The 24,587-nt window shown below is 39.4% G+C and carries 27 protein-coding genes, 3 tRNA genes and 1 pseudogene; 18 read left to right on the forward strand and 13 right to left on the reverse strand.

Annotation, left to right across the window (positions count from 1 at the left end; genetic code table 11):
• The first annotated feature begins 21 nt into the window (after nt 1-21).
• A complete protein-coding gene (locus tag FRE64_RS04585; RefSeq protein ID WP_146294875.1) occupies nt 22-483 on the forward strand; it encodes a regulatory protein RecX in 462 nt (153 codons plus the stop codon).
• 41 nt (nt 484-524) lie between these two features.
• On the opposite strand, the gene FRE64_RS04590 is transcribed toward FRE64_RS04585, so the two are convergent.
• Nucleotides 525-597 (reverse strand) — tRNA-His (locus tag FRE64_RS04590).
• 71 nt (nt 598-668) lie between these two features.
• On the opposite strand from FRE64_RS04590, the gene FRE64_RS04595 reads away from it, so the two are divergent.
• On the forward strand, nt 669-1,043 hold the full coding sequence (locus tag FRE64_RS04595) for a DUF4359 domain-containing protein (protein WP_146294876.1): 375 nt from the start codon (nt 669-671) through the stop codon (nt 1,041-1,043).
• 73 nt (nt 1,044-1,116) lie between these two features.
• On the opposite strand, the gene FRE64_RS04600 is transcribed toward FRE64_RS04595, so the two are convergent.
• The 4 genes from FRE64_RS04600 to cmoB all read right to left on the reverse strand — a co-directional run bounded on the left by FRE64_RS04600 (nt 1,117) and on the right by cmoB (nt 4,551).
• The gene (locus tag FRE64_RS04600) at nt 1,117-1,896 is read right to left on the reverse strand and encodes a PD-(D/E)XK nuclease family protein (protein WP_146294877.1); all 780 of its coding nucleotides are present in this window, start codon (nt 1,894-1,896) and stop codon (nt 1,117-1,119) included.
• 12 nt (nt 1,897-1,908) lie between these two features.
• Nucleotides 1,909-2,493: a PAP/fibrillin family protein gene (locus FRE64_RS04605; protein WP_146294878.1), complete on the reverse strand. Its 585-nt coding sequence runs from the start codon at nt 2,491-2,493 to the stop codon at nt 1,909-1,911.
• A 62-nt stretch (nt 2,494-2,555) separates the two neighbouring features.
• Nucleotides 2,556-3,518 (reverse strand): quinolinate synthase NadA, encoded by a 963-nt coding sequence (gene nadA, locus FRE64_RS04610; protein WP_146294879.1) that lies wholly within the window; start codon nt 3,516-3,518, stop codon nt 2,556-2,558.
• 67 nt (nt 3,519-3,585) lie between these two features.
• Entirely contained in the window at nt 3,586-4,551 is a 966-nt protein-coding gene (cmoB, locus tag FRE64_RS04615) for a tRNA 5-methoxyuridine(34)/uridine 5-oxyacetic acid(34) synthase CmoB (protein ID WP_146294880.1), read from the reverse strand.
• A 51-nt stretch (nt 4,552-4,602) separates the two neighbouring features.
• Between cmoB and FRE64_RS04620 the strand changes: the two genes are divergently transcribed.
• The 5 genes from FRE64_RS04620 (at nt 4,603) to FRE64_RS04635 (ending at nt 8,190) form a co-directional block, all read left to right on the forward strand.
• On the forward strand, nt 4,603-5,652 hold the full coding sequence (locus tag FRE64_RS04620; protein WP_146294881.1) for a D-alanine--D-alanine ligase family protein: 1,050 nt from the start codon (nt 4,603-4,605) through the stop codon (nt 5,650-5,652).
• A 4-nt stretch (nt 5,653-5,656) separates the two neighbouring features.
• Nucleotides 5,657-6,028: a hypothetical protein gene (locus FRE64_RS04625; protein ID WP_146294882.1), complete on the forward strand. Its 372-nt coding sequence runs from the start codon at nt 5,657-5,659 to the stop codon at nt 6,026-6,028.
• A gap of 31 nt (nt 6,029-6,059) precedes the next feature.
• Nucleotides 6,060-6,548: a helix-turn-helix domain-containing protein gene (locus tag FRE64_RS18235; RefSeq protein WP_390622233.1), complete on the forward strand. Its 489-nt coding sequence runs from the start codon at nt 6,060-6,062 to the stop codon at nt 6,546-6,548.
• 89 nt (nt 6,549-6,637) lie between these two features.
• Nucleotides 6,638-7,129, forward strand: coding sequence for a transposase (locus tag FRE64_RS18240; RefSeq protein ID WP_390622267.1), 492 nt, complete (start codon nt 6,638-6,640; stop codon nt 7,127-7,129).
• A gap of 47 nt (nt 7,130-7,176) precedes the next feature.
• Nucleotides 7,177-8,190, forward strand: a complete 1,014-nt coding sequence (locus FRE64_RS04635) for a hypothetical protein (RefSeq protein ID WP_146294883.1) — start codon at nt 7,177-7,179, stop codon at nt 8,188-8,190.
• A 75-nt stretch (nt 8,191-8,265) separates the two neighbouring features.
• Here FRE64_RS04635 and FRE64_RS04640 read toward each other — a convergent pair.
• Nucleotides 8,266-8,337 (reverse strand) — tRNA-Met (locus FRE64_RS04640).
• A 52-nt stretch (nt 8,338-8,389) separates the two neighbouring features.
• Nucleotides 8,390-9,382: a ribose-phosphate pyrophosphokinase gene (locus FRE64_RS04645; RefSeq protein ID WP_186708967.1), complete on the reverse strand. Its 993-nt coding sequence runs from the start codon at nt 9,380-9,382 to the stop codon at nt 8,390-8,392.
• 139 nt (nt 9,383-9,521) lie between these two features.
• Here FRE64_RS04645 and bioD point away from each other — a divergent pair, with 139 nt between their 5' ends.
• From bioD to FRE64_RS04690, 9 genes are all read left to right on the forward strand, one after another.
• Nucleotides 9,522-10,199, forward strand: a complete 678-nt coding sequence (bioD, locus tag FRE64_RS04650; protein ID WP_146294885.1) for a dethiobiotin synthase — start codon at nt 9,522-9,524, stop codon at nt 10,197-10,199.
• 17 nt (nt 10,200-10,216) lie between these two features.
• Nucleotides 10,217-11,428, forward strand: coding sequence for a M20 metallopeptidase family protein (locus tag FRE64_RS04655; protein WP_146294886.1), 1,212 nt, complete (start codon nt 10,217-10,219; stop codon nt 11,426-11,428).
• A 111-nt stretch (nt 11,429-11,539) separates the two neighbouring features.
• A complete protein-coding gene (locus FRE64_RS04660) occupies nt 11,540-13,183 on the forward strand; it encodes an ABC transporter substrate-binding protein (RefSeq protein WP_146294887.1) in 1,644 nt (547 codons plus the stop codon).
• Between the two features lie 179 nt (nt 13,184-13,362).
• On the forward strand, nt 13,363-13,929 hold the full coding sequence (locus FRE64_RS04665) for a tetratricopeptide repeat protein (protein WP_146294888.1): 567 nt from the start codon (nt 13,363-13,365) through the stop codon (nt 13,927-13,929).
• Nucleotides 13,930-14,194: 265 nt separating this feature from the next.
• On the forward strand, nt 14,195-14,971 hold the full coding sequence (locus FRE64_RS04670; RefSeq protein WP_146294889.1) for a hypothetical protein: 777 nt from the start codon (nt 14,195-14,197) through the stop codon (nt 14,969-14,971).
• Nucleotides 14,972-15,308: 337 nt separating this feature from the next.
• Entirely contained in the window at nt 15,309-15,878 is a 570-nt protein-coding gene (locus FRE64_RS18435; protein WP_449265787.1) for a DUF7305 domain-containing protein, read from the forward strand.
• A gap of 49 nt (nt 15,879-15,927) precedes the next feature.
• Complete coding sequence (locus FRE64_RS04680) at nt 15,928-16,536, forward strand: type IV pilus modification PilV family protein (protein WP_146294891.1); 609 nt, start codon at nt 15,928-15,930, stop codon at nt 16,534-16,536.
• Complete coding sequence (locus FRE64_RS04685; protein WP_186708970.1) at nt 16,529-17,005, forward strand: pilus assembly FimT family protein; 477 nt, start codon at nt 16,529-16,531, stop codon at nt 17,003-17,005. Before FRE64_RS04680 ends, FRE64_RS04685 begins: the two co-directional genes overlap by 8 nt.
• A complete protein-coding gene (locus tag FRE64_RS04690; protein WP_186708973.1) occupies nt 17,002-17,634 on the forward strand; it encodes a PulJ/GspJ family protein in 633 nt (210 codons plus the stop codon). Before FRE64_RS04685 ends, FRE64_RS04690 begins: the two co-directional genes overlap by 4 nt.
• Before the next feature lie 111 nt (nt 17,635-17,745).
• On the opposite strand, the gene FRE64_RS04695 is transcribed toward FRE64_RS04690, so the two are convergent.
• The 3 genes from FRE64_RS04695 to FRE64_RS04705 all read right to left on the reverse strand — a co-directional run bounded on the left by FRE64_RS04695 (nt 17,746) and on the right by FRE64_RS04705 (nt 21,383).
• Nucleotides 17,746-19,092: an AAA-like domain-containing protein gene (locus FRE64_RS04695; RefSeq protein ID WP_146294894.1), complete on the reverse strand. Its 1,347-nt coding sequence runs from the start codon at nt 19,090-19,092 to the stop codon at nt 17,746-17,748.
• Nucleotides 19,093-19,538: 446 nt separating this feature from the next.
• Entirely contained in the window at nt 19,539-20,657 is a 1,119-nt protein-coding gene (locus FRE64_RS04700; protein WP_146294895.1) for a metallophosphoesterase family protein, read from the reverse strand.
• A 42-nt stretch (nt 20,658-20,699) separates the two neighbouring features.
• On the reverse strand, nt 20,700-21,383 hold the full coding sequence (locus FRE64_RS04705; RefSeq protein ID WP_222597858.1) for a Crp/Fnr family transcriptional regulator: 684 nt from the start codon (nt 21,381-21,383) through the stop codon (nt 20,700-20,702).
• 25 nt (nt 21,384-21,408) lie between these two features.
• On the opposite strand from FRE64_RS04705, the gene FRE64_RS04710 reads away from it, so the two are divergent.
• Nucleotides 21,409-22,185 (forward strand): hypothetical protein, encoded by a 777-nt coding sequence (locus FRE64_RS04710; protein ID WP_146294897.1) that lies wholly within the window; start codon nt 21,409-21,411, stop codon nt 22,183-22,185.
• Here FRE64_RS04710 and FRE64_RS04715 read toward each other — a convergent pair.
• From FRE64_RS04715 to FRE64_RS04725, 3 genes and pseudogenes are all read right to left on the reverse strand, one after another.
• Nucleotides 22,162-22,791, reverse strand: a complete 630-nt coding sequence (locus tag FRE64_RS04715; protein ID WP_146294898.1) for a chorismate lyase — start codon at nt 22,789-22,791, stop codon at nt 22,162-22,164. The genes FRE64_RS04710 and FRE64_RS04715 overlap by 24 nt on opposite strands.
• Before the next feature lie 106 nt (nt 22,792-22,897).
• Nucleotides 22,898-22,979 (reverse strand) — tRNA-Leu (locus FRE64_RS04720).
• A gap of 436 nt (nt 22,980-23,415) precedes the next feature.
• Nucleotides 23,416-23,876: pseudogene (locus FRE64_RS04725) on the reverse strand (RNA-guided endonuclease TnpB family protein); the annotation flags it as partial.
• A gap of 249 nt (nt 23,877-24,125) precedes the next feature.
• On the opposite strand from FRE64_RS04725, the gene FRE64_RS04730 reads away from it, so the two are divergent.
• Nucleotides 24,126-24,515 carry a hypothetical protein gene (locus FRE64_RS04730; RefSeq protein WP_146294899.1) on the forward strand — a complete coding sequence of 130 codons (390 nt, stop codon included), beginning with the start codon at nt 24,126-24,128 and terminating at the stop codon, nt 24,513-24,515.
• Nucleotides 24,516-24,587: the final 72 nt, after the last annotated feature.

Genomic DNA, 24,587 nt, shown 5'->3' on the forward strand with positions numbered 1-24,587 from the left:
GCGGAAATGCATACCATATTTATGAGTAATTGTCAAACCTATTTCTTTCGACTCCTTGCCAGACGGGAATATAGTGAAAAAGAACTCCGAAAAAAAGGACAAGAAAAAGGATTCTCAGAAGCAGAAATCACAGAAACAATAGAGCATTTACAAGAAATTAATGCTCAATCAGACACTCGTGTTGCTGAGGAAATGATACTAGGGTATCAGGGAAAATATGGCAGACCTAAAATTAAACAAAAATGCCGAGAGAAAGGTATCAGTGATGAGTTATTTGCACAAACTTGGGAAAACTTATCAGATCAGCTAGAGGCAGAAGAACTACCAAACTTAAAAAACAAAGTAAAGCGGAAATATAACCTCAATCAATTTTCCAACCTTGATCCAAAAACAAAACGCAAAATTTGTAATTTTCTCCAATATCGGGGTTTTAATCCTTGGCAACTACTCAAGCAATGGGAACAAGAAGGACAGAATTTTTAGAGGAAGGAGATAACAGCGATCATAATAAAATTGCTAAATAGGGCGAACGATGGGATTTGAACCCACGAATGGCGGAACCACAATCCGCTGCCTTAACCACTTGGCTACGCTCGCCATAGTTGACTAATCAACCATATCATAACATGGTAACTAGAGACAACGTCAACCCTGCAAAGAGGTTTTTTATGAAGTTCAAATCTTGGAAAATCAGTGTAATTATAGGTAGCCTTGCTGTTATTGGTATTGGGGGAGCGATGGCTGCCACTAACCCTAGCCGTGAGGCTTACAAAGATTATGCTGCAGAAAAAATGAGTACCTATCTCAAAGAAGAAGCTTGTTCTGATGTGCCTGAATTTTTACAAGGGCAATGTGCTAATTTAGTGGATATGGGAAGAGAACCAATGAAAGAAATAATTGATAATTCCACTGAAAGACATAACTATGTTTTTTTTAGTATTTATGAAACGAATTTATCGATTGCGGAGCCTCTTCCTAGCTATCATTTCCAAACCATTGGCATTTTCAATAATTTAATTATCTATGAAACTGAAGAACAATAGGATAGCGTTTCTTATTTTATTGAGGGACAAACTTAGTCATTAGTCATTGGTTTACAAAGGACAAAGGACAACTTTAAATGACAATTTCTGTAATTTCTGAAGCTTCAATGTTATCTTTTTTCGATTGAGAACGACCACAAGAGTGTTTAAATTGACATGGCAAACAATGACTTTTAATTTGATTGGGTTCTACTTTGGGAAAAAATTGATTATTATTTTGGTAATTTTGCCAGTAATTACTTAGTTGATTAAGCAATTGGTCTAGTTCTTGATCTGTCTTTTCATGTTGTTTACTGCTATAAAAAAAGGTTGCGGAGGTCGGCTTATGAGGCACTTTAATAAACCAATAGGTAAACTTAATATTTTCAGGAATATAGGAAGATGTTTCGGCTAATAAGTAAAGATATAGACGAGTTTGCCAGTTATTAGCAAGTTTCTCTTTTTGTGGTGGTTGGGGGTAAGTTTTCCAGTCAATAATTTGAGCTTCAGTTTGGGTTAAGATTAGTAAATCATAAATTCCCGTTAAGAGAAAGTTTCCTTTTAGAATGGTGCGTCTATGTTCAGGATAACGAGAGGTTTTAGGTTGAGGATAAACAATCTCAGGGGCAGCCGCCGCGATCGCGCTAAATGACTGTTTTATTTCCTCATCTGTGCCGAGAACATTCTCTGTGGGAATTCCTAACTCTCGTTGTTGCATAAAACGATGAAAGCGATTCCCTAAACTTAAACTGGCTGATTGTTGACTCACACAAGGAGAAGAAAATTGTTCTAAATAAATATGTTGAAACTTTCGCGGACAAGTTGAAAATAAATTGAGATGATTTTGAGATAATCGCCAGATGTCATTAGTCATTTTAACCAGTGCTTAATTTTTCGTTAATACAAAAACGCTACCTCGGTTTCCTCTCCCAATGCGTAAATTATCATCAAGATAAGTGATGTCTAACCAAGCATTCGAGTTGGGATTACTAATGTCAAAATCTAAGGGAATAAACTTTTTTCCTTGCTTAATTTTATTAATATAACTACTAGGATTGTCATAACCGAGAAAGCGTTGTAAGCCAACAATAGAACGCTTAAAATTAACATTAACTCGTTTTTCAGAAGCTGGGGTAAACTCAGCAACTACCGAGACAATTCCCTCTAAAAAAGGAACTCCCACAATTTCAGCAATGTTATAAACTTTGTTTTCTTCAGTATCAATGCACTGATAAATTTGCCCCGATTGTAAGAAGGGAAACTGATCAAATCGCAGTAAATCTTTACTGGTGGTGTAAAGAAGTCGCCAATTTCCTTTTAATAAATCGCTCCGTTCAATCGGATTAGGAGTGGGATTTTCTGTCTCTAATTGCGCGATCGCGCTCAGTACAGCTACTTTATCAGCTTCTTTAGCTAAATTTCCACGATTTTTTCCCGCAATCGCGCTAAGTAATTGCTCTTTATGACTCATCGTTTTTTGTCCTTTGTTGTTTGTAAACCAATGACTAATGACCAATGACTAATGACTAATAACTAATAACTCATTTCTAACATTTTTTGAATCGGCTTCAACGCCGCCACTCGGATATCTTCAGGGAGATAAACTTCAGGCTGTCGATGCTTCATTGCTAAATATAATTTTTCCAAGGTATTTAAGCGCATATAAGGGCATTCATTACAAGCACAATTATTCATCGCAGGGGCAGGAATAAACGTTTTTTCTGGGGCAACTTTTTGCATTTGATGGATAATTCCAGGTTCTGTTGCCACAATAAATTCCTGTTGGGAAGTTTCCTGACAATACTTTAATAAAGCAGTAGTGGAACCGATGTAATTAGCATGACGTAAAACCGGTTCTTCACATTCAGGGTGAGCAATAATTTCTGCTTGGGGATGCGTTGTTTTTAGTTGCACAATTGCTTTTTCTGAAAAGGTTTCATGGACAATACAGCTTCCTTGCCATAACACTAAATCTCGCCCCGTTTGCTGCATGACATACCGTCCTAAATTGCGATCTGGGGCAAAAATAATTCCTTTATTTTCAGGAATTTGATTAATAATTTTCACCGCATTAGAACTGGTACAAATAATATCACTCATCGCCTTAATTTCGGCGGTACAGTTGATATAAGAAACCACCAAATGGTCAGGATACTTTTCCTTAAATTTCGCAAACTCTTGTGGTGGGCAACTCTCAGCCAAAGAACACCCTGCTTCCAAATCAGGTAACAAGACTAATTTATCGGGATTCAAAATTTTGGCTGTCTCCGCCATAAAATGAACCCCAGCAAAGACAATGACATCCGCATCTGTTTTCGCCGCTTGCTGAGATAACCCTAAAGAGTCGCCAAGGTAGTCAGCGACATCTTGAATGTCTCCTTCTTGATAATAGTGGGCTAATACCACCGCATTTAGTTCTTTTTTCAATTCCTCAACTGCGGTGAATAAGTCTCGGGGAAGTCCATTTGATTTTGATTTAACAGCCGTTGTAAACACAGTTCAATTCGACGCTCTTAATTTTAGTTAATTCTACCATATATTATAGTCATCTTTACCAAAATTGTCAGGTTGGGGCTTTTGCAATCACAATTCCTCGTTGAGGTGCTGGATATCCTTCAATGGTTTGACTGTGATCTTCGGGATTGAGAAAATTCTCTAGAGAATGAAATGTCATCCATGGGGTGCGACGTTGTTCTTGAATTGTGGTTTTTGTGACATTAATTGTTCTCACTTCCTGAAAGCCACACTCAGTTAACCAAGATTCTAAAGTGGAACAACTGGGAATTGACCAAACATTTCGCATTTTGGCATAGCGTTTTTCTGGAATGAGAGTCTCTCTATAATTTTCTGGAATCACAAGGGTTTCTAAAACTAATTCTCCTCCTGGAATGAGAGTATCCCTTAGGGTTTGGAGATGGTGAAGCGGCGATCGCTGATGATAAAGTATTCCCATAGAGAAGACAGTATCAAACCCCTGTAATTTCTCAGGAAGATGTTGCACCCCTAAAGGTAAGACATAGGCTTGTGTAGTGGGAAAATAACGGCGAAGGGCTTCATACTGCATCACATAAAGCAAAGAGGGATCGATTCCTACCACTAACTTTGCGCCCTTTCCTAGCATTCGTAAGCCGTAATAGCCATTCCCACAGCCCACATCTAAAACCATTCGCCCGTCTAGGGGGGTAATATGATCTTGTAAGCGTTCCCATTTCCAATCCGAACGCCACTCCGTATCAATATACACGCCAAACAGTTCAATTGGGCCCTTACGCCAAGGATGAAGCTGTTTTAATTCAGTTTCTAACTGCTTGCGAGTTGTTTCTTCAGCATCTTCTCGACAACCAATTTTGACTTGTTCTTGAAGATCAATGACACTAGGGGTTAATCGGGGTAAATTTTCTATTGCTTGTTTCCACTTCGGAAAGTCGCCATGGGGTTGATTAAATGCTTTTTCTATCTCTTGAGGAAGCGTCTCTAACCATTTCGCCGCCGCCGAGTGTTCTAATTGTTGATATAAAGATTCATACATATTCGAAGGATTGTGCTAGGCTATGGGATTAAATTTAAGGATAAATGAGTGATGACAAAAATACAGGTAGGATTATTATTTGGTGGGCGTTCTGGGGAACATGAAGTGTCGATTCGTTCAGCAGCCGCGATCGCGCAGGCTTTAAAAACTGAAGATAATGCCCAAAAATATGATCTCACCCCTGTTTATATTCATAAAAATGGCATTTGGGAAGGGGGAGAAACTGCAAAAAGTGTTTTACAACAACAAACTCCTCCTCATTCGGAAGGTTCAGGCAATTTATGGGATTTTCCGCCAGAAGCTACCCAGATTGATGTTTGGTTCCCCATTTTACATGGGCCCAATGGGGAAGATGGAACAGTTCAAGGATTATTAACCTTAATGCAAGTTCCCTTTGTCGGCAGTGGTGTGTTAGGGTCAGCAATGGGAATGGATAAATTAGCCATGAAAACGGCTTTTGCCCAAGCTGGACTCCCACAAGTGACGTATAAAGGAGTCAATCGGGATAAAATTTGGTCAAGTCCTTGTGTATTTCCCAAACTCTGTGATGAGATAGAAGAGGAAATTGGTTATCCTTGTTTTGTGAAACCAGCTAATTTAGGGTCATCGGTAGGGATTTCTAAAGCCAAAGCGCGATCGGAGTTAGAAACGGCGTTAGATGAAGCAGCAAGCTATGATCGGCGGATTATTATTGAAAAAGGGATTACCGCAAGAGAGGTAGAATGTGCCGTATTAGGAAATGATGATCCTCAAGCCTCAGTAGTCGGAGAAATTAGCTACAATACAGACTTTTACGATTACGAAACGAAATACACCGAAGGAAAAGCAGAACTTTATATTCCTTCTCCACTTCCCGATAAAATCTTCAAACAAGTGCAAGAAATAGCGAAACAAGCCTTTATCGCTGTCGATGCCGCTGGTTTATCTCGGGTAGATATTTTCTATGAAGAAGCGACAGGAGAGGTTTATCTTAACGAAATTAATACTCTCCCAGGGTTTACAATGACCAGTATGTATCCGCGTTTGTGGGAAGCCACTGGCATTTCTTTTCCCGAATTAGTGGATCGATTAATTCAGTTAGGGATACAACGACATCAATAAGGAAATGCGGAGACAATGGCGCTTAGTTGCTTTATTCATTCTGTTGCTGCTTGTCTTTTCTTTAAATCAAAATCCTTTTCGGCAACAATTGGCTTCTCCTCCCCCTATTCCTACCTCTTTTCAAGTAGAAAGATGGCGACAACAGTTAGGGGAAAAAATTATCAGGCTGCGTCAAGTCATTCCCACAGAAAAGAAGGTTATTTTAGTTCCTGATGAAGAAACATTTTTAAGTGCGATTCAACAATGGAACTTAAAACGTCGCTATCCTATTTTAATTGAAGATGATCACTATACGCCTCGATTTTTAAATCGTTTTCAACCTGAACAAGTCATTCGGCTATCTTCTATGAAATGGAACTGTGTATGCTACAAATAGAGGGAGAGATTGTTAGTAATCGAGATTAGCTATGGCAGGTGTCATTAAAATTGAGATTGCCGAGTCAGCTCAAGAGCTTAAAAAACAGCTCAACTTCTCCCAAAACAGTGAAGTCAAAGAACGAATCCAAGTCTTGTATTGGCTGAAAACGAACCAAGTCAGAAGTACCGGCGCGCTCGCCTCCCTAATCGGAAAACACCGAACGACAGTATCAAGATGGCTCAGTAAATATCGCAAAGGAGGTCTCAAAGGTCTTTTAGAAGTTAAGAAAAGTCCTGGGCGAGTCCCTAAAATCACGCCATCAGTAGAAAAAAAATTAATCCAAGAACTAGAAGATCCAGAAGGATTTTCTAGTTATAAGGAAATTCAAACATGGCTTCAGTTAATTCAAGATATTGATATTAGTTATAGTGCTGTTCATAAACGAGTCCGCTATGGTTTAGAAGGAAAACTGAAAGTGCCACGTCCAGTTCATAGCAAACAGGAATTGGGAGCACCGGAAGCTTTTAAAAAAAACTAAGTGAAATTGTTACAACCCAACTAGAAGCTAATTCAGAAAAGGTTAAACGATATCAAAACATTAGATATTGGTGCCAAGATGAATCTCGAATCGGGTTAATCACACTTCACGATACAAAAATTACAGGTAAAGGAATTCAACCGACAGGAAAAAAACAGTGGAAGTTTGATTATTTATGGTTGTACGGTTTAGTGGAACCGAGAACGGGAGAGAATTTTTTCAGAGAATTTTCTCATCTTGATGGTCTTTGCTTTGAGCAGTATTTAAGCTGGTTTGCTCAAGAATATCCTGACGATTTACACTTAATACAAGTTGATAACAGTCGTTGCCATACTTGGTTAGAGTTACAACTTCCTGATAATGTCATTTTAATTTTCCAACCACCTTATTCCCCAGAAGTTAATCCCATTGAACGATTATGGCAAGAAATTAAGAAACCTTTGAAATGGGAATTCTTTCCCGATTTAGATGATTTAAGAAAGCGACTTTCCAAAATCTTATCAAAATTAAGTTCTCAAGTGATTACTCAGATCACTGGATGGGACTTTATTCTCAATGCTTTATCTGTAGCAAACATTTAGATATTTCATATTCTATTGCGGAAGTCTCGTTTAACCGAGAAGAAACTATGAGAAAAGCAGTTGCAACTGCTTGGGAAGCTGAAACCGAAACCTTATCCCAAACTTGGGAAAATTTAGGCTGGAAGCCACCTGGCGTTGTAATTACTTCAAGCAATGATTCTGCTTCTGTCGCCGCTGTTGCCCTTGCAGCCGATCGCGGTCAGCCTTTATTATTTTTAGACGAGTATTTTGGCGGTGTCAATCAAACTTTAAACCCTGAATCTTGGCAACAATTGAATCAGCAAGTTAATGAATTAGTTCATAACACAGGCTATGAGTATCAAACTTTAGGAGATACTATTGATACAATCACCTTAGCCCGTAGTCTTCCTGTAAAATATCAAAGCCCTGAAGATGGCAATTTATTAGCAGTGACTGATGGTTTAGGGCGAAATGAAGACGGTAGCCGCTACGCGATCGCTGGCTGGATATATGGTACTCCTGAGCGAGCAGTTTATCAAGCCATGTCTGCGATTTTTTTACCCACAGAAACCGCCCTTCTTTATGATAGTTATCCCAAAACTGAAAGTTGGAAGGAGTATCACTTTCAAGAAGCCCTGTCAATTTTAGAAAGAAAAGACTTAAAATTTAAGCATATTGAACATCCTAGTGCCAGTCAAGAAACTTGGCAAGAGATCACGAATCAATCTTGGGATTATGATCTCACTTTTATTAATTCCCGAGGAGGAAAAGCGAAGTTTGCTGTTGGTAATGGTGATGCGTCTGTTAAAGAAATTCCTGAATTAAATATTCCCATGACAATGCACATGATTCATAGTTTTTCTGCAACCACTCCTGATGATATTAATACCATTGCTGGACGTTGGTTAAATAATGGGGTGTATGCTTATGTTGGTGCAGTGGATGAACCTTATGTTAGTGGGTTTGTTCCCCCGAAATATGTTATATCTCAGTTAGCTTTAAATGTTCCGTTTCTTGTTGCGTCTCGTTATAGCAACTCCCCGACGTGGAAAGTAACTACCATTGGTGATCCGTTAATGGTAATTCAGTTCTCACCTTAACTTAAATAAATCAGCAACAACGCCTATACAACGGAACAAGCCGAAGATTTAGGCAATATTGGAAACCGTAAAAAATGGCTCAGGTGTGATTTGAACACACGACCAAGGGCTTATGAGTCCCCTGCTCTACCGCTGAGCTACTGAGCCTTAGCTAAATGCCTTAGCTAGTATAACTTAAAATACAAAGGATGGCAAGGCACTATCGAAACATACTGCTAACAGAACTTTCTTCATGAATCCGTGAAATTGCCTCTCCAATTAAATTGGCCACAGATAAGATAGTTAACGGCTCAATATCTTCATGTCCGGGCACAGGAATTGTATTGCTAACAATCACTTCTTCAAAATCACCGCTAAATAGACGTTCTCTAGCAGGTCCCGATAACACAGCATGAGTAGCACAAGCATAAACTTGATCTGCTCCCTCTTCTCGGAGCAAACGAGAGCCCTCTAGCATCGTACCAGCAGTATCAATGAGATCATCAACCATAACAGCAGTTTTTCCTTTAACATCCCCAATTAAATTAAGAACTTCTGCTTCATTATGGCTATGGCGACGTTTATCAATAATAGCTAAGGGAGCATCATTAAGTTTTTTGGCAAATGCTCTAGCACGAGCTACCCCTCCTACATCTGGAGATACTACCACTAGATTAGATAATTCTTTACTCGCTATATATTGAATTAATACAGGAGATCCATACACATGATCCAAAGGAATATCAAAATATCCCTGAATTTGTGCCGAGTGTAAGTCCATTGCTAAAACCCGACTCGCTCCTGCTTGAGTGACTAGGTTAGCCACTAGTTTGGCTGTAATTGACTCACGTCCTGCAGTTTTACGGTCAGCGCGGGCATAACTATAGTAAGGAATGACTGCGGTAATTTGGCGAGCTGAAGCACGCCGACACGCATCAATCATAATCAGTAATTCCATTAAGTTGTCATTAACCGGATGACAACAGGGTTGGACTAAATAAACATCACAGCCACGAATAGATTCCTGAATTTGGACATATAACTCACCGTCTGCAAACCGTTTCCTTACCATTGGTCCTAGTTGAAGACCGAGATAAGTGGCCACTTCTTGGGCAAGTGGCTCATTTGCAGATCCTGAAAAAATCCGTAAACGGTTTTGGTCAGGAAGTTGGCTTAGTGAAGATTGAAGCGTTAAAGTAGCAGAATGGCTCACGGGCTTTCCCTTTAACCTCAGTTCATTGCAATCATATCATCCCAATTTTAACAATGGGATTTAAATAACATTAAGAAATAATGTTTCAATCCTGCCCTAAACCGAGTCAAAAATGTTAGTTCAAGTCTAATCTTAAACCATGACAACACTTTTAATCACCGGCACAGATACAGAAATTGGTAAAACCGTTGTTACTCTTAGTTTAACTGCCTACTGGCACAAATATTGTGCTTGGGAGAAATTAGGAATTATGAAACTAATTCAAACTGGGAGTCCTGGCGATAGTCATCTTTATCAACAACTATTTCAGTGGCAACAAGAGACAGCATTAATTAACCCTGTCTCTTATCAATCTCCCATTGCGCCCCCTTTGGCAGCAGAAAAAGAAAATCAACCTGTTAATCTTACTACAATTTGGGAGGGGTTGACTACTTTACAATCACAAAAAGAGGTGGTGTTGGTAGAGGCTTTAGGTGGATTGGGATCTCCAATTACGTTTGAAATGACCGTAGCCGATATTGCAGCCGCCTGGCAGCTTCCTATTATTTTAGTTGTTCCGGTCAAATTAGGCGCGATCGCGCAGACTGTCGCCAATGTAGCCCTTGCCCGTCAACATCAAGTTTCGATTAAAGGAGTAATTTTTAACTGTGTCAGTGCAGAAGCCGAAAACAATCAACACAACTGGACTCCCTCTGAGTTAATTAGTAACCTCTGTCAAGTCCCCATTTTAGGAACCATTCCCTATTTATCGAATCCTAGCGATCTAGAAAAACTCGCACAAGTTGCGTCAAACTTAGAATTAGAATATCTTTGGTAGCTCTCAGAAAACTCATTATGACAGTCTCTCCGGCTCAACCCATTAAAACTTCTAAGATTCGCCCTGAAATCCAAAACTTACAAGAACAATTAGTTAAATGGCGCAGAGGGATTCATCAACGCCCAGAACTTGCCTTTAAAGAAAAACTGACTTCTGAGTTTGTGATTAGCAAACTGCAAGAATGGGGGATTCCTCATCAAACTAAAATTGCCCAAACAGGAGTCGCCGCCATTATTGAAGGGAAAACTCCAGGCAAGGTGCTAGGGATTCGTGCTGATATGGATGCCCTGCCTATTGATGAAGAAAACGAGGTTTCTTATCGTTCCCAACATGATGGAATTATGCACGCTTGTGGGCATGATGGACATACCGCGATCGCGCTTGGAACAGCTTATTATCTTTGGCAACATCGAGAAAATTTAACAGGAACGGTCAAAATCATCTTTCAGCCTGCCGAAGAAAGGCCTGGTGGGGCAAAACCAATGATCGAAGAAGGGGTACTTAAAAACCCTGATGTGGATGCCATCATTGGCTTACACCTCTGGAACAATTTGCCTTTAGGAACCATTGGCGTGAGAGAAGGCGCTTTAATGGCAGCAGTGGAGTTATTTCAATGCCAAATCCAAGGCAAAGGGGGGCATGGGGCAATGCCTCATCAAACCACAGATGCCATTGTTGTCGGAAGTCAAGTAGTTAATGCAGTGCAGAGTATTGTTGCCCGCAATATTGATCCCACCGATTCAGCAGTAGTGACAGTTGGGGAATTTAAGGCAGGTTCAGCGATGAATGTTATTGCTGATAGCGCCTATCTTTCGGGAACAGTTCGTTATTTTAATCCTGCCTTAGAAGGGTATATCGGACAGAGAGTAGAAGAGATTATCGCAGGGACTTGTCAAAGCCACGGAGCAAGTTATAACCTTAACTATTGGCGAATTTACCCCCCTGTCATTAATAATCCTCGCATTACTGAGTTAGTGCGTTCGGTTGCCAATAATGTTGTAGAAACTCCTATTGGGGTTGTTCCTGAATGTCAAACCATGGGAGGGGAGGATATGTCATTTTTCCTGCAAGAAGTTCCGGGTTGCTACTTCTTTCTTGGGGCTGCTAATACCAGCTTGGGATTAAACTATCCCCACCATCATCCTCGCTTTGACTTTGATGAAACTGCTTTAAGCATGGGAGTAGAAATGTTTGTTCGCTGTGTTGAACAAGCGGAAAACCAACTTTAACCCCTTCTTGGCTGTGGGATTGGTGTTATTTTCTGAACAAAGAAACATGATTATGGTTAGCCCCTTAGTGAGAGAATTAGATTAATATTCACCCATCCTCTTTATACGATCATGATTCATCACTTAAAACCAAAATGGCAGGCTTGGGGACGCTTTCTCAGCCTATTTCTACTTTGTGCCACCGTCGTTATTGCTTGTGCTAGCGATAATGATGCTGTGGAAAATGAGATAGAAACGCTTAATGGAGAGAGAAGCCGAATTACTCTCGGTACAACTCAAAAACCCAGTCATCTTGATCCTGCCGATAGTTATCAAATTGCAGGGCTAGGGATTCTCTATAATCTTAGTGACTGTCTTTTTGCCTATGAATTAGATAGTACAGAACTTAAACCCCAACTGGCAACCGCCCTACCAGAGGTGAGTGATGATGGCTTAACTTATACCATTCCCCTACGAGAAGATGTTGTCTTTCATGATCAAACCCCCTTTAATGCTGAAGCTATGGCATTTTCGTTAAGGCGGTTTATGGAAAATGAGGGTCAACCTTCTTTTCTACTCGCAGATATTGTCAACTCGGTAGAAGCGACAGGAGACTATGAATTAACCATTGAACTCGATAGCCCATTTTCAGCTTTTCCTGCTTTACTCGCTTTTACAGGAACAGCAGCGGTTTCCCCTAACGCCTATGAAATTGGGAAAGATCAGTTTAATGAGGAAACTTTTGTGGGAACTGGCCCCTATCAACTGACAGAATGGGAAGAAGACTCTCTAGAGTTAACAGCATTTGAGCAATATTGGGGGGAGACTCCTGAAAATGCAGGGGTAAACATTCAATTTTATGCTAATGAAGCGACTGAGTTATTTGAGGCGTTTCAGGATGGGGAAGTTGATGTGGCTTACCAATCTCTTGATGTGGATCAGATTCGCTATTTGGTGGAAGAGGCAACAGAAGGAAAATGGCAAGCGGTGTCAAGTCCGGGCATGGCAGTGGTTTATATGGCTTTAAATGTTACAAAAGAACCCTTAGATGATCCGCAAGTGCGACGCGCGATCGCGTCTATGATTGATCGTAATCTGTTTACGGAAACCACTCTAGAAGGGCAAGCTGAACCAATTTATAGTCTTATTCCCACCAGTGTCGAAGTTTATGAACCCGCTTTTCAAAATCAGTATGGGGATGGCAATATTGAGCAAGCAAAAGCCTTACTCACTGAAGCAGGTTATTCTGAGGATGATCCCGTAACTGTAGAGATTTGGTATCCTGGGGCTTCTCATAACCGTCATTTAGTTGCCTCCAGATTACAAGAGTATGCCGAGGAACATTTAGAGGGTTTGTTGCAGTTTGAACCTCAGGGAAATGATGATGGAACCTTCTTTAGTAGTGTCAGAGAAGGGCTTTATCCCATTTCTTTAGTAGATTGGCATCCTGATTTTATTGATCCTGATAATTATATTCACCCGTTTGTCAGTTGTGGAGAGGGATCAGAAGAAACAGGTTGTGAAGAAGGAGGTGCTGCCTCTCAGGGGTCTTTTTATTATAATGAGCGACTCAATGAACTGGTAACCCTGCAACGACAAGAACAAGATCCTGAAACCCGTCAAGAACAATTTGCAGAAATCCAAGAAATTATTGCCACAGATGTGCCTTATATTCCCCTCTGGCAAGTCAAAAACCATGTATTTGCTCAAAATGAGATTACAGGAGTTAAACTCAGTCCTAGTCAAGGCTTTCCCTACTGGACAATGGCAAAATAGTATTCTATTTCTGTCTTAAATAATTCTACGAAATTGCGCCATTTTAGCCAACGGAAAATCAGAATTTGAAAGCAGTTGGATAAAAGAGGAATATCTTAATGTACAATTTTTAATTAAACCCTTAAAATGATACGGTTTTGCTAATCAGTAGCTAGCCAAGAAAAATAAGATCATTAACTATGCAAGATAATCTTCCCTTTTTATACTTATTAATGCTCGTAATCATTCTGGCGGTAGCAAGTTTTTTTGTATTCCGTCAGGTTTTAAAGACTCGTAAAAAAGAAAACCGAATTACCCAATTACAGAAAAAACTTAAAAATGAAGAGGCTACAGCAAAAGATTATTATGAATTAGGCAGTCTCTACCTAAATAAAAAATTATATGTGCAAGCTACTCGCATTTTACAACAAGCTCTTAAATTCAAAGACATTGAAGATGAAAATCGAGCTTTAATCTATAACGCTATGGGTTATGCGTATTTTGCCCAAGAACAATATGATTTAGCAATTCGCCAATATAAAGAAGCAATTAAACTATATCCTGATTACGTGATTGCTTTAAATAACCTTGCCAACTCTTACCGCCAGAAAAAATTAATTGCTCAAGCCATTGAAACCTATGAAGAAACCCTTAACTATGATCCTGAAAATAAAATTGCAAATCGGCAATTAGAAAAATTGAGAAAGCAATTTGTTAAAGAACCAGAACAAGAAGAAAAATCTTCTAAAAAGGAAGCGAAAAAATAAAAGTCTATTATAGTGCTTCTTAGCCTGTTGAGGGACAAACTGAGTCATTAGTCATTAGTCATTGGTTTACAAACAACAAAGGAGGATTTAAAAGCAATTTAAGAAATTTCTCGTAAAAAATATTCTCTGAATAAATAATAATTATTCTTTTCAGGTAGAGCCAATGATACTGTTAAGATCACTTCAACTAAAGGGCTTATTCACAAAAAAATATGCTATATTACAACTAAATATTTATTCAAGCAATTACATGGGGTAACCAATCATGCAAGGTTATAAGCGTTTCCTAATTAAAGCCTTACAGCATTCTCATAATAAGAATCATCAAGGATTTGTTCTACCGATGATGATCGGCTTAGGGCTAATTATGACCGTTGTTGGCTTAACGATGATTGGTCGCTCCAGTGATGATCAAATTCGTTCCACTTTAGAAGAACAGACCGCTCAAGCGTTAGCCACAGCAGAAACAGGGGCTACTAGAACTCTTGCCTCACTTAATCAACCAAATAATTCCGAATTGCTAACACTAGATATTGACGATTGGGAGAATCCAGACCAAACGAACAATCCTTGTCTATTACCTGATAAGATTGATGAAATTATGGAAGGGGAAGTTAATAATCAAGGACGTTATCAAATTATTGATTACCAATACGATGAAAATGCTGAAGAAGGAAGATTACGAGTTCAAGGAAAAGTAGGAGAGGCAAAACAAGAAATTAAGTTAGTTGTAGATGTCTTGGAAGAAGCTTTAGATGATAGTTTTGGAGGTTTAGTCGGAATAGAGAATGTTAACCTCCGTCATCTTGATGTTAGAGACGTTGTTGATGGAACATTATTAGCTAATGTTTTGTGTCAAGACTGCACTTTGTCTGGAGATGATTTAGAAGCATACTGTAATGACCCGAGTTCAAGTGATGGACAAAATGCAGCAAGAAACGCTGTTAGAGCTAGCCAAAATAGCATAATTGATGGAAGTATTTTTTTAGGTGAACTTAATTTGCCAGAAGTACCCCCCCCTGAAAATGCCAATGAGTTATAACCGTTTGATTTTTAGCACTGACTTGTTCACAGTAATTTAATAGACTTAAAGGAAATTACACATTATGATTAACCCAAAATATTTTGAAAAATTAGTCAATTCCTTCAAATTTGATAAAAAACTCTTTTCTAAATTAATCGTAATATTAATTACCTTATTATTGAGTAGTGCCTTAAATTACGAGCATCAAAATGTAGTTGCATAAGGTCAAGGTCAAGGTCAAGATTCCGGGTCTGGGTCTAGTAACGGTGACAATGGTTGTGGTGCAAATTATCCCAGGACTGATTCAGATTGCAAAATTGAGGATAATTTTAATCTGGAACTAGATGAAGGTTTTATTACTTTTCACTATGAAGGTGATAGCTTAAGTCTAAAGGGAGGAGATAGCCTAGAAGTTTATACAGATGAAGTTTGTCTAGCCACTGATGGAAGCGATCAACAGATTTACGCAAAATCTTGTGACGATGTATCACAAGAGTCTAACAAATCCTATCAAAATTTTAATTCTAGAGTTTACCTCCATCTCACTGGCGAAGATATGCTGACTCTCTCTGGTAACTCGAATATTACCAATACTAGTACTCAACCAGGTCGGTTTCGCATCTATGGTAATCCTGCGGGAGGGGAATCACAGGATATAAGATTTAATGGAACTCCTTGTTTTGAAGGCTTTATTTATGCGCCCACTGCTACTGCAGGAATTAGAGGAGGAGGAGGCGGCCAAGGTGGCAGCTGTGTTGTAACTGGTGCCATTTGGGTTAATAAGTGGTCTGAAGGTAGTAATGCCCCAGGCGCAGTTATCAACGTACCAGAAGATATAGATCAAGCATTTGAAGACAATTCTATTAGTAACGCCGGTCTAAAGATCATTCGTTCTAGTGCCCCTCGACAATGGCAACGTAGATAGATCAGTGATACAAGTAATTAATTGAGATAAAGACAGAAGAGGGAAGTGCATGAAAAACTTCATATTCATAAAATATTTACTAGCTGGTTACAAAAACTCAGCACAAGGCTTCACTTTGCTAGAAGTGTTAGTTGGGATTATTCTTATCACCACTTTCACCTTAACAGCAATGCAAGCCCTTGTTATTTCAACTGTTTTTCGGGTGCGATCCGCAGAAAAATCAGGAGCAACCGCATGGATTCAAGAAAATGTTGAAGAGGCAAGATTTTTAGGTACAGAGGAACAGTTTAACGCTACTGAAGACATTCCAGATCTTGACATTAGCCCAAATTGTAGGGATGATGATAGTTGCGGAGAGGATTTAGAAACATATATAGAATTCATATCGCCTTCTAATGACGAGGAAGAGGTACGGTGGGGCGACGAGGATTTTTATTTGATTAATGGCGGTAACTCCAGACAATTTCTTGGAGATAATGATAGTGGAAGAGAGGTTTGGCTGTTTAGATATACAAGCCATGATGACAATACCTTAGAATTAAGATATATTGCTGTTTTAGGTAACAACAATGGATCTCCCCCAAGCTCGGTAAGTGAAAATGATATTGTTGCTGCAGTTAACACAGAGGTAGTTCCTGATGTCGCCTTTGATGACTAAAAATAACCAAGGATTTAATCTCCTTGAAATTACGATTGTTTTATTCATTGTTGGTATTTTAGCCGCCATTTCTGCTCCCAACTTTCTGGTCTGGTATCGGCGAAACCAATTAAACCAAAGTGTTAGTGAAGTTAAAGGGGCATTAATACAAGCGCAAGAAGAAGCGATTCGCCGTAGTGAGGAGTGCGATGTTGATATTACCAATAATACGATTAGCTCCTGTATTTCAACAAGAACATTACCAGAGCTTATAAACGTAGGAATTGATACTGATGGTGACACACCAATTAGGTTTAACCTTCGAGGTGTATTAGTAGATGAGGATGGCGAGGAAAAGGAAGAGAATTATACGATTACCTTTTCTAGTGAAGATGTCCCTGAAGATCTATGTCTGAGAGTATTCAGTCCTTTAGGTATTATTCGACAAGGAGTTATAAACAATGGAAATGGAGCATGTGTACAACCATGAAAAATCAGCCATTTTACCGAAAAATTCTTTGCAATTTATCTCAAAAAACTTCTGGATTTACCCTTATTGAGCTATTAGTTGCTGTTATTATCACAGCAGTTTTAGTAACTGGAACTGGAGTGGGCTTAAACACAATTTTACAAGCTAATGCTCGCTCAGAACAGGAAACTTTGAGACGCAGACAAGGTAACCGCGCTCTAAATTATATTTCGGAGGATATCAAAAGAGCTAGTGATATAAGAATAAACAACGAGATAGAAACAGAAAATCTAGAGGATCCACCTTCAGGATCAGATGAAACTTGGATTTTTCAATTAAATATTCCAGAAGGGGACGATATTACATACAGCATTGATAACTCAGATGAGACTTTGCTACAAGATCAAGTGATTTATCGTCGTGAGGGTGATGAAGAGAGGGAACTTTTAATTGACTTAATTACTGAAGCAGACGAAGACGACCTTTCAGGTTTTTGCGCCCAAGCTAACACCTTGGATGCGTCAGAAGGATTTTACATTTGCTTAGATCCTGGTAGTGGAAGACAAGCAGAAATTGTTATCCGTTCAGAGCTAGATAATGGTGATATGATTAGAGTGAGAACAAGAGCTTTTGCAAGGTCTTCTAATTAATTGCGTTATTGTTTTATCGTTTCAGAGAATTGCGCGAATGGCTAGCTGTGCAATCCCCTTGAATCACCTTGAGTCTGGGACTAAAGACGAAATGCTTGTTTTCAGGTTACCTCATGCTTGTTTTTGTCGAAAATATTGTCGGTAGAGGGGGAGTCTGGGGTAAGCGCGATCGCGCTCTAGGTCAATTAACCCCATGCTATAAAGTTTATAAGCAAGAATCGGTTCTACTGCAACGGGTTCATCTGCGTTCATTATTTGATAACAAGCCTCTGCTAATTCTGGTTGTTCTTGTAACTTAGCTTGATGGCGTTGTAAATGTTGTCCATAGATGCCACTAAAATGGGTAGCATTTTCTAAAAGTTCAGGTAAAGTAATATTTTTTTGATGTAAATGATAAAACGTCAGATGAGTGAGTGCTGGATGTCCATCAATGATCGACATTAGCTGTTGTACTTGCTCCTCATCCCAAGATAAATCATAATAAGTTGCCAGCTGTTGTACTTGTTCTCCGTTGAACTTTGGCAGTTCAATGGGTAACCCCACATTAGTAAAAGGGGAATGATTCATTTGTAGTGGCACATACACTTCGGTGGAATGGGTAATCACCAGCCGTAACTTTTGCCAGATAGGGGTTTCTTTTGCTTCTTCATGCCATGATCGCAGTAGCGGTAAAAAACTTTTGGCTATTGTCGGATACTCAAAAATCTGATTCACTTCATCAAAACCAATAATCACAGGGGCTTCTAGCTGTTCTAGTAAATAATGAAGATATAAACTGCAACTGACACTATTCCCAATATCTTCATCCCAATATTCATTAATTTGATTGGGAAGATGAAGCTGATAGCTGAGGTTAGCACAAATCCACCGTAAAAATCCTTTCAAGTTACCCAAAATTTCTGGATCAGCTTGTTGTAAATCTAGTTTTGCCGTATAGTAGCCTAATCGTTCTCCCTGCTTCAAAATTCTAATCAACAGTGACGTTTTTCCCATCTCTTGTGGCGCTTTAATTCGTACTAATGCCCCTGGCTTTTGAATTTCCGTAACTGTTTCCTCTTCAATGGGAGAGCGTCTCACATAAAATTTAGACTCCAAAGGAACTGCGCCACTAGGATAATAAACTGATTTTTTAACATTATCTGTTTCTAAAATTAGCGGTTCAGATAAGTGATTAAACTGTAGTTGATAGGTTTGTAAAAGTTGGCGACAAGTTTTTTTAGTAATACGTTTTTCCGTAATTTTACTTAAGCGTTGCCATAATTTTGGGGCAACAACATTAGTTAAATAGCCTGTACTATATCCCGATTCTTTTGCAATTTCTTGATAATTTTTATCTTCCCAAACTCCCTGTAAAATAAGCACCTCAATCGAACTGAGACCAGCTTTTTCTTGAGATACGAGATCATGATTTAACTGATCTAGAACTCCCGTCAGTAACTGAGAGTTGGCAAAAGACATCACACTTTATTAGTTCTTATTATCGCGAACCTATAATCTTATATTATCGTAAAATCACGGGTTCAAAACCCCGCCATTTATGGCGTTCTGTGTTAAGATGTATGTGTCTGCGGTTGGAGCGACCGTGACCAAACAGCCCTGTAACGGCGGTCTGTCGGGGATTTAACTCTAAGAGTTAAATCTAGATAAGAGTCTATAAGGGAATCTTCTCGCCTTTAGGCAGAAGAGGCTCAACAGACTTCTACTTCAAGGAAAAGTGTTATAGCAATCCTAAATCAGTTGTAAATTCCTGCATTTGATCCCCCCTTTAATTCCCCCCTTATTAAGGGGGGTTAGGGGGGAAGCCTTCGGCACGGCTTTCAGCCTACGTAAGTTAAGCTACTTTTTACAAATGACATCATATTGCTATAGTTATTTGTTATTGCCTATTGCCTAATATTGAAACCTCAGTTTTTTAAGCTGAACCTTGTCTGATTATCACTAATCTGATCTCGCTTGAGCTTATCTTCTTCGCTAAATTGTTCAAAAAACTCTCTAACTTTTGGTGGTAAATTAGGAAAAGAGAAAACAGCATCACCCTGAGCGATATCTGCCCATAAATATTTTAACTCAGGCATTAATTGGCTGGCTTCTTGTTCCGATAAATTAAGTGGCGGATTAGTTAATAATCTACCAATAAAAGGATCAGCGCGATTTGCCATCCATTCTCGTGAAAAATGCAACAAATCATCCCAACCTGGTAAAGTTTTTACCCAATGAGATTCAATATTCACTTCCCAATTATTGCAGGATTTTCCTTCAATTTCAATGACTCGATAAGGATGAGGATAACTGACTAAAGAGCCTGTTGTCACTTCATATAAATCCCCTTCTTTAGCAATATCTTGCACATGAAGATGCCCCGTAAACATTAAATTTATCCCATAACGATGCAGTAAGGTTTTTAATGAATCTGCGTTATCTAACATATAGCGACGGGAAAGCGGATAAGTTGCTTGCCCTGGGAAATGCTCAATTACGTTATGATGAATCATCACCAAAACCAGTTTATTTTCTAATTTTGGTAATAATGTTTCCAGCCATAATAGTTGTTTGTCATCTAAGCGGCCAAGCTGTTTTCCATCATTGTCAAAAATATTAGAGTTGAGGGCTACTAGCTGTACTCCTGGCTGAAGTTCACAGGTATAGTAATGTTGGTCTGTATTGTTATAACCACAATGAGGATAATATTCGGGAAAAATATGAGATGGAATTGCAGGATTTTTCCCTGGATTTTCTCCAGATAGGGTGGGAATATCATGGTTACCCGGAATAACGTAAACAGGGAAAGGAAGGGTTTGCAAATAGTCTGATAACCATTGATGATTTTCAGGTTCGCCATCCTGGGTTAAGTCTCCAGGAAGCAATAAAAAGTCAAGATCAAGGGTTTTTAAGTGAGCGATGACTTCCTTAAAAGCAGGAATACTAACTTCAGCTAAATGAAACCGTTTCGAGTGATGGAAGATGGTTTGTTCCAGTGCAATATGAAGATCACTAGCAATTCCAAAGCGAAAATTAAAACTCATAATGGGCGGTAAAATGATCCGGCACTGTTGTCTATTATAGTGTTACTCACTTCCCGTAATTGGTTCAGGAGAATGAGGTAAACAGATCAAATTATCTCCCACTGTTAGGATCATGCCTTTTTGTTTCAGTTTCCCCATAAGACGAGTCACAGTTACTCTGGTTGAGCCAATGGCACTGCCGATTTGGGCATGAGTTAAAGGAAAAGGTAAATAATACCCCTGTTCAATGGGTTCGCCATGTTCCTCTACTAGTAGGGTGATGAACCCCAATAAGCGATCAATGGTTTGTCGTTGTCCGAGAGTGCTTAACCAAATTAATTTTCGTTGATGTTGAGCGCGAAAGGCTTCTAAAATTTCCCAACGAAAATGGGGCCAGTTATCAAGATCTTGCCAATATAGCCAGATTACAGAAGTATCATCTATATGAGCATAGGCTTGTAGCGCATAAGGAGATTGAGCAACAATTTCAAAGGGCTGACCAGAACCAATAAACCCTAAAAAGGTTTCTCCTTCTTCAGAAATTAATTTTTGTTTGCTGGTAGTTTCTTTGGAAACCCCTGCTAAACGAATCACTCCCCGTTGTACTAAATATAGTAAACCTGGGCGAGCTGGAATGCGCTGATCTTTCAGAAATGTTCTTTCGCGATAATGATCTTGCGCCCAGTCAATAATTCTTTGCCATAAAAGTAGAGGACGAGTGTTATCAAGAGAGGAAGAAGATTGCATTGGTTTTTCTAAATTAACATTAATCATGCAAGTATCGAAATATACATTCAAAGGAATAAGCTCGTCAAGAGAATCACAAGGATGGGTCGCTATTGAGTTGTTATTGAGAGAACAAGTTAAGCTATCATTAAAGTCGTTTGAAAGATATGATTTAGAGCAATATCTTTGTAAATTAAAATTACAAAAAAATCCAATCAATTATCGAAGCGCGATCGCGCTAGCTTTAGCTGGGAAATATACTGATTCCCCATTAAATTTAGCACAGCAACTGTACACCTCCTTAAAAAAACAGCTTGACCCCAACTTGATCCAAGTTCAAGTGACTCCCCCAGCTTGGATTGATTTTAAACTGACTGCAACCGCCGTTGAGCAATGGTTAGAAGAAAATTTAAAACAGATTTCTCCAGACAGCTTTCCGCTTTTTATCAGTCCGCCTAATTCTTTTGCTGAGTATATTCAAAGGCGTTGTTCTTCTATTTTACATCTAGGAATTTCAGAAAATCTAATTTCTGAGAATCCTAAACTGTGTAAAATTCCATCTTTCTCGAATCAAAATTTATTAACCAAAGCAGATTGGCAATTTCTTGCACAACTAATTGCAACGGTTGATGAATTGGAAAGAGTCTCATCAGGGCAATCTAATGAGAAATTAGCATTATCCTTAGCTCACGCTTTTGATCAGTTTCATCGTCACTGTCCAATTTTTGACCGCAAGCAAAGCGGTTATCCCCTTATTTCTCAGCTACGTTTATCTTTAATTGCTCTGACACAAGCAATTTTAAGAGATCCGCGAATTGTCTGAGTCTTCAAGAAGTTGCCGATTCTCTCCTAGATAGCGCTTGAGATAAGGGGAGAAAACTTCGTAGATCAAAGTTAAGGGCTGACCACTATGCCAAAATAAGTAATGTCTTCCCCAGAAGGGCCCCTTTTCTTGAAAAGCCGTTTCTAGTTCATAGGAGTGCCCGTAATAAATGCCTTGAATATCGCGATAAAGTTCAGTATGTAATTGCGATAAGTTATCCCAAATCGGCAATGATCGATTTTGCAGATACTCATCTACTTCTTGGGCATCCCACCATGACACCGCATAGGCTAATCGTTGCCCCGATGCAGTGCGTAACCACACTTGACGGCGTAGTCGAGGAGTAGGAACTGCGGTAATGTCTTCTGGAGCGCGATCGCGTTGATTGCCAATTGACGACATATCAATAACATCTACCTCAATGGGTTCTTGGGTTAATAGTCTGAGATGACGGGTGGGAGAGCCATCTCCTAACAATAAAATTTGCCATGCTGGAGGTAGTTGGCGATGGGGAAGTCCAGTTTTCACCACTTCTTCTCCCCCTTCCCAGAGTGGTTTTAAAGCGTACCAATTTGTTTCTACAGTTGGAGTGGGTTGCCAGTTCAAAATGCCAATGCAAGGATTTTACAAAACTTAATACCTATTCCTATGATAACTGTTCCTACAAAAAATGTGGCTTCTAGAAACATCTCATTCAGAAGCCACAAAATAATGCGGATGGCGAGACTCGAACTCGCAAGGCGTAAGCCACACGCCCCTCAAGCGTGCGTGTCTACCAATTCCACCACATCCGCGAGGAATGTATTTTTCTTAAACACCTTTGCTAGGATAACACATTTTTTCCATTTTGAAACAATTAATCAGTAAATTTTCTTTATCGTAAAATCACGGGTTTAAAACCCCGCCATTTATGGCGTTCTGTGTTAAGATGTAAGGGTCTGCGGTTGGAGCGACCGTGACCAAACAGCCCTGTAACGGCGGTCTGTCGGGGATTTAACTCTAAGAGTTAAATCTAGATAAGAGTCTACAAGGGAATCTTCTCGCCTTTAGGCAGAAGAGGCTCAACTCATTGTGTTGTCGTCTTCAGATATCCTATTGAACTCTCCACGTGATAAATCGACGTGGATTCCAAACGTTGCTTCGCATTAGTACGGGGCTTTCCTTCGGTTCGGGCTTCTTACGTTTTGAGGAAACCTCCAAACTAAGCCCTCACAGGGTGCTGAAATGAATTCAGCACACAGCCCCTCCTAAAGCCGTAATGCTTCGCGTTTTTCGTTTGGAGTTCCAAAGATAAAATCTCTGGGGCAGGCTCAAAACTGCTCTACTGACCTTGGCTAAGACTAAGCCTAGCTGTATCTCTACTTTTCTCAGAATGTTTGCCGCCGCTTGGGCATCAGCATTGACAATTCTCATGAATGAATCTTGATAGCATCCTCTCGTTACTCGTTTGCCTGACACCTGCCACCTTTCGGGGTTTTCACCGAATTTCGGTAGCAAATCACGGTCTAAGAACGAGGCTTTTGAGGTATAAGATTCTTCAGTTTCAACGAACTCAAGATTCCGTGTTCCTCTGCTAATTGTTGAATCCGATTTTTCAACTTAGCTGTGGGGATCTGAACGAAGTTTTGATTATTCTGATGTCCTATGTTGATCCCCTGACGCTGACCTTTATTCCATCCAAAAACAAAGATTAAGCCTTCGTATTGAAACATCTAGAGTTCAAAATTAAGGTTATATGCTAGATATAAACGGAAAACAATGACCCATTTAGTGGAAGATTGGATTGATACATTAGAATTTCCAGAATCAAAAGAGGACACAGGGAGCTAAAGCTCCAATGTATCATTCATCCCTCGATTTAAAATGGAGGGATGAATGATTGTTATTATGTAAACAGTGATACAGTGATAGATCATTAATAAAAATTTTAGGAGTCATCGATGGTTGGCATCATCAAAAATCTGTTTAGTGGCAAAAATAACTATTACATTGAATTAGACGAAAGCGAAGCCCAAAACAGCTCACAAGAGGAAAATACTCAAAAAACTGAACAAAAAGCTGAACCAGCAGAAAAACCAAAAGCCGAGCCAAAAACGGAAGAAACCAGCAAAACTCAAACGCAACCTTCTTCTGCTCAGCCTACTTCTAGCACTCCACAGCAACCTGTATCGGCTCAAAGTAATGGTAAGCCTGAAAGCAATCAGCTTACGGGAGAAACTTTTGCACCTACTTATTTAATCCCGAAAGCAACAGTGAGTCGCCGCCGTCCGGGTGCTAATATGAGTGAATTTATTGAATTTGCTCGTGAAGTTAACAGTTCATCTAGATAAGACCTTTTTTTTGCCTCAATGTTAACCCTTACAAAACTGGTGGACTAGTAGTAGGGGTTAACTACTGTCTTA

The organism is Euhalothece natronophila Z-M001 (genome assembly GCF_007904085.1).
Lineage (GTDB): Bacteria > Cyanobacteriota > Cyanobacteriia > Cyanobacteriales > Rubidibacteraceae > Halothece > Halothece natronophila.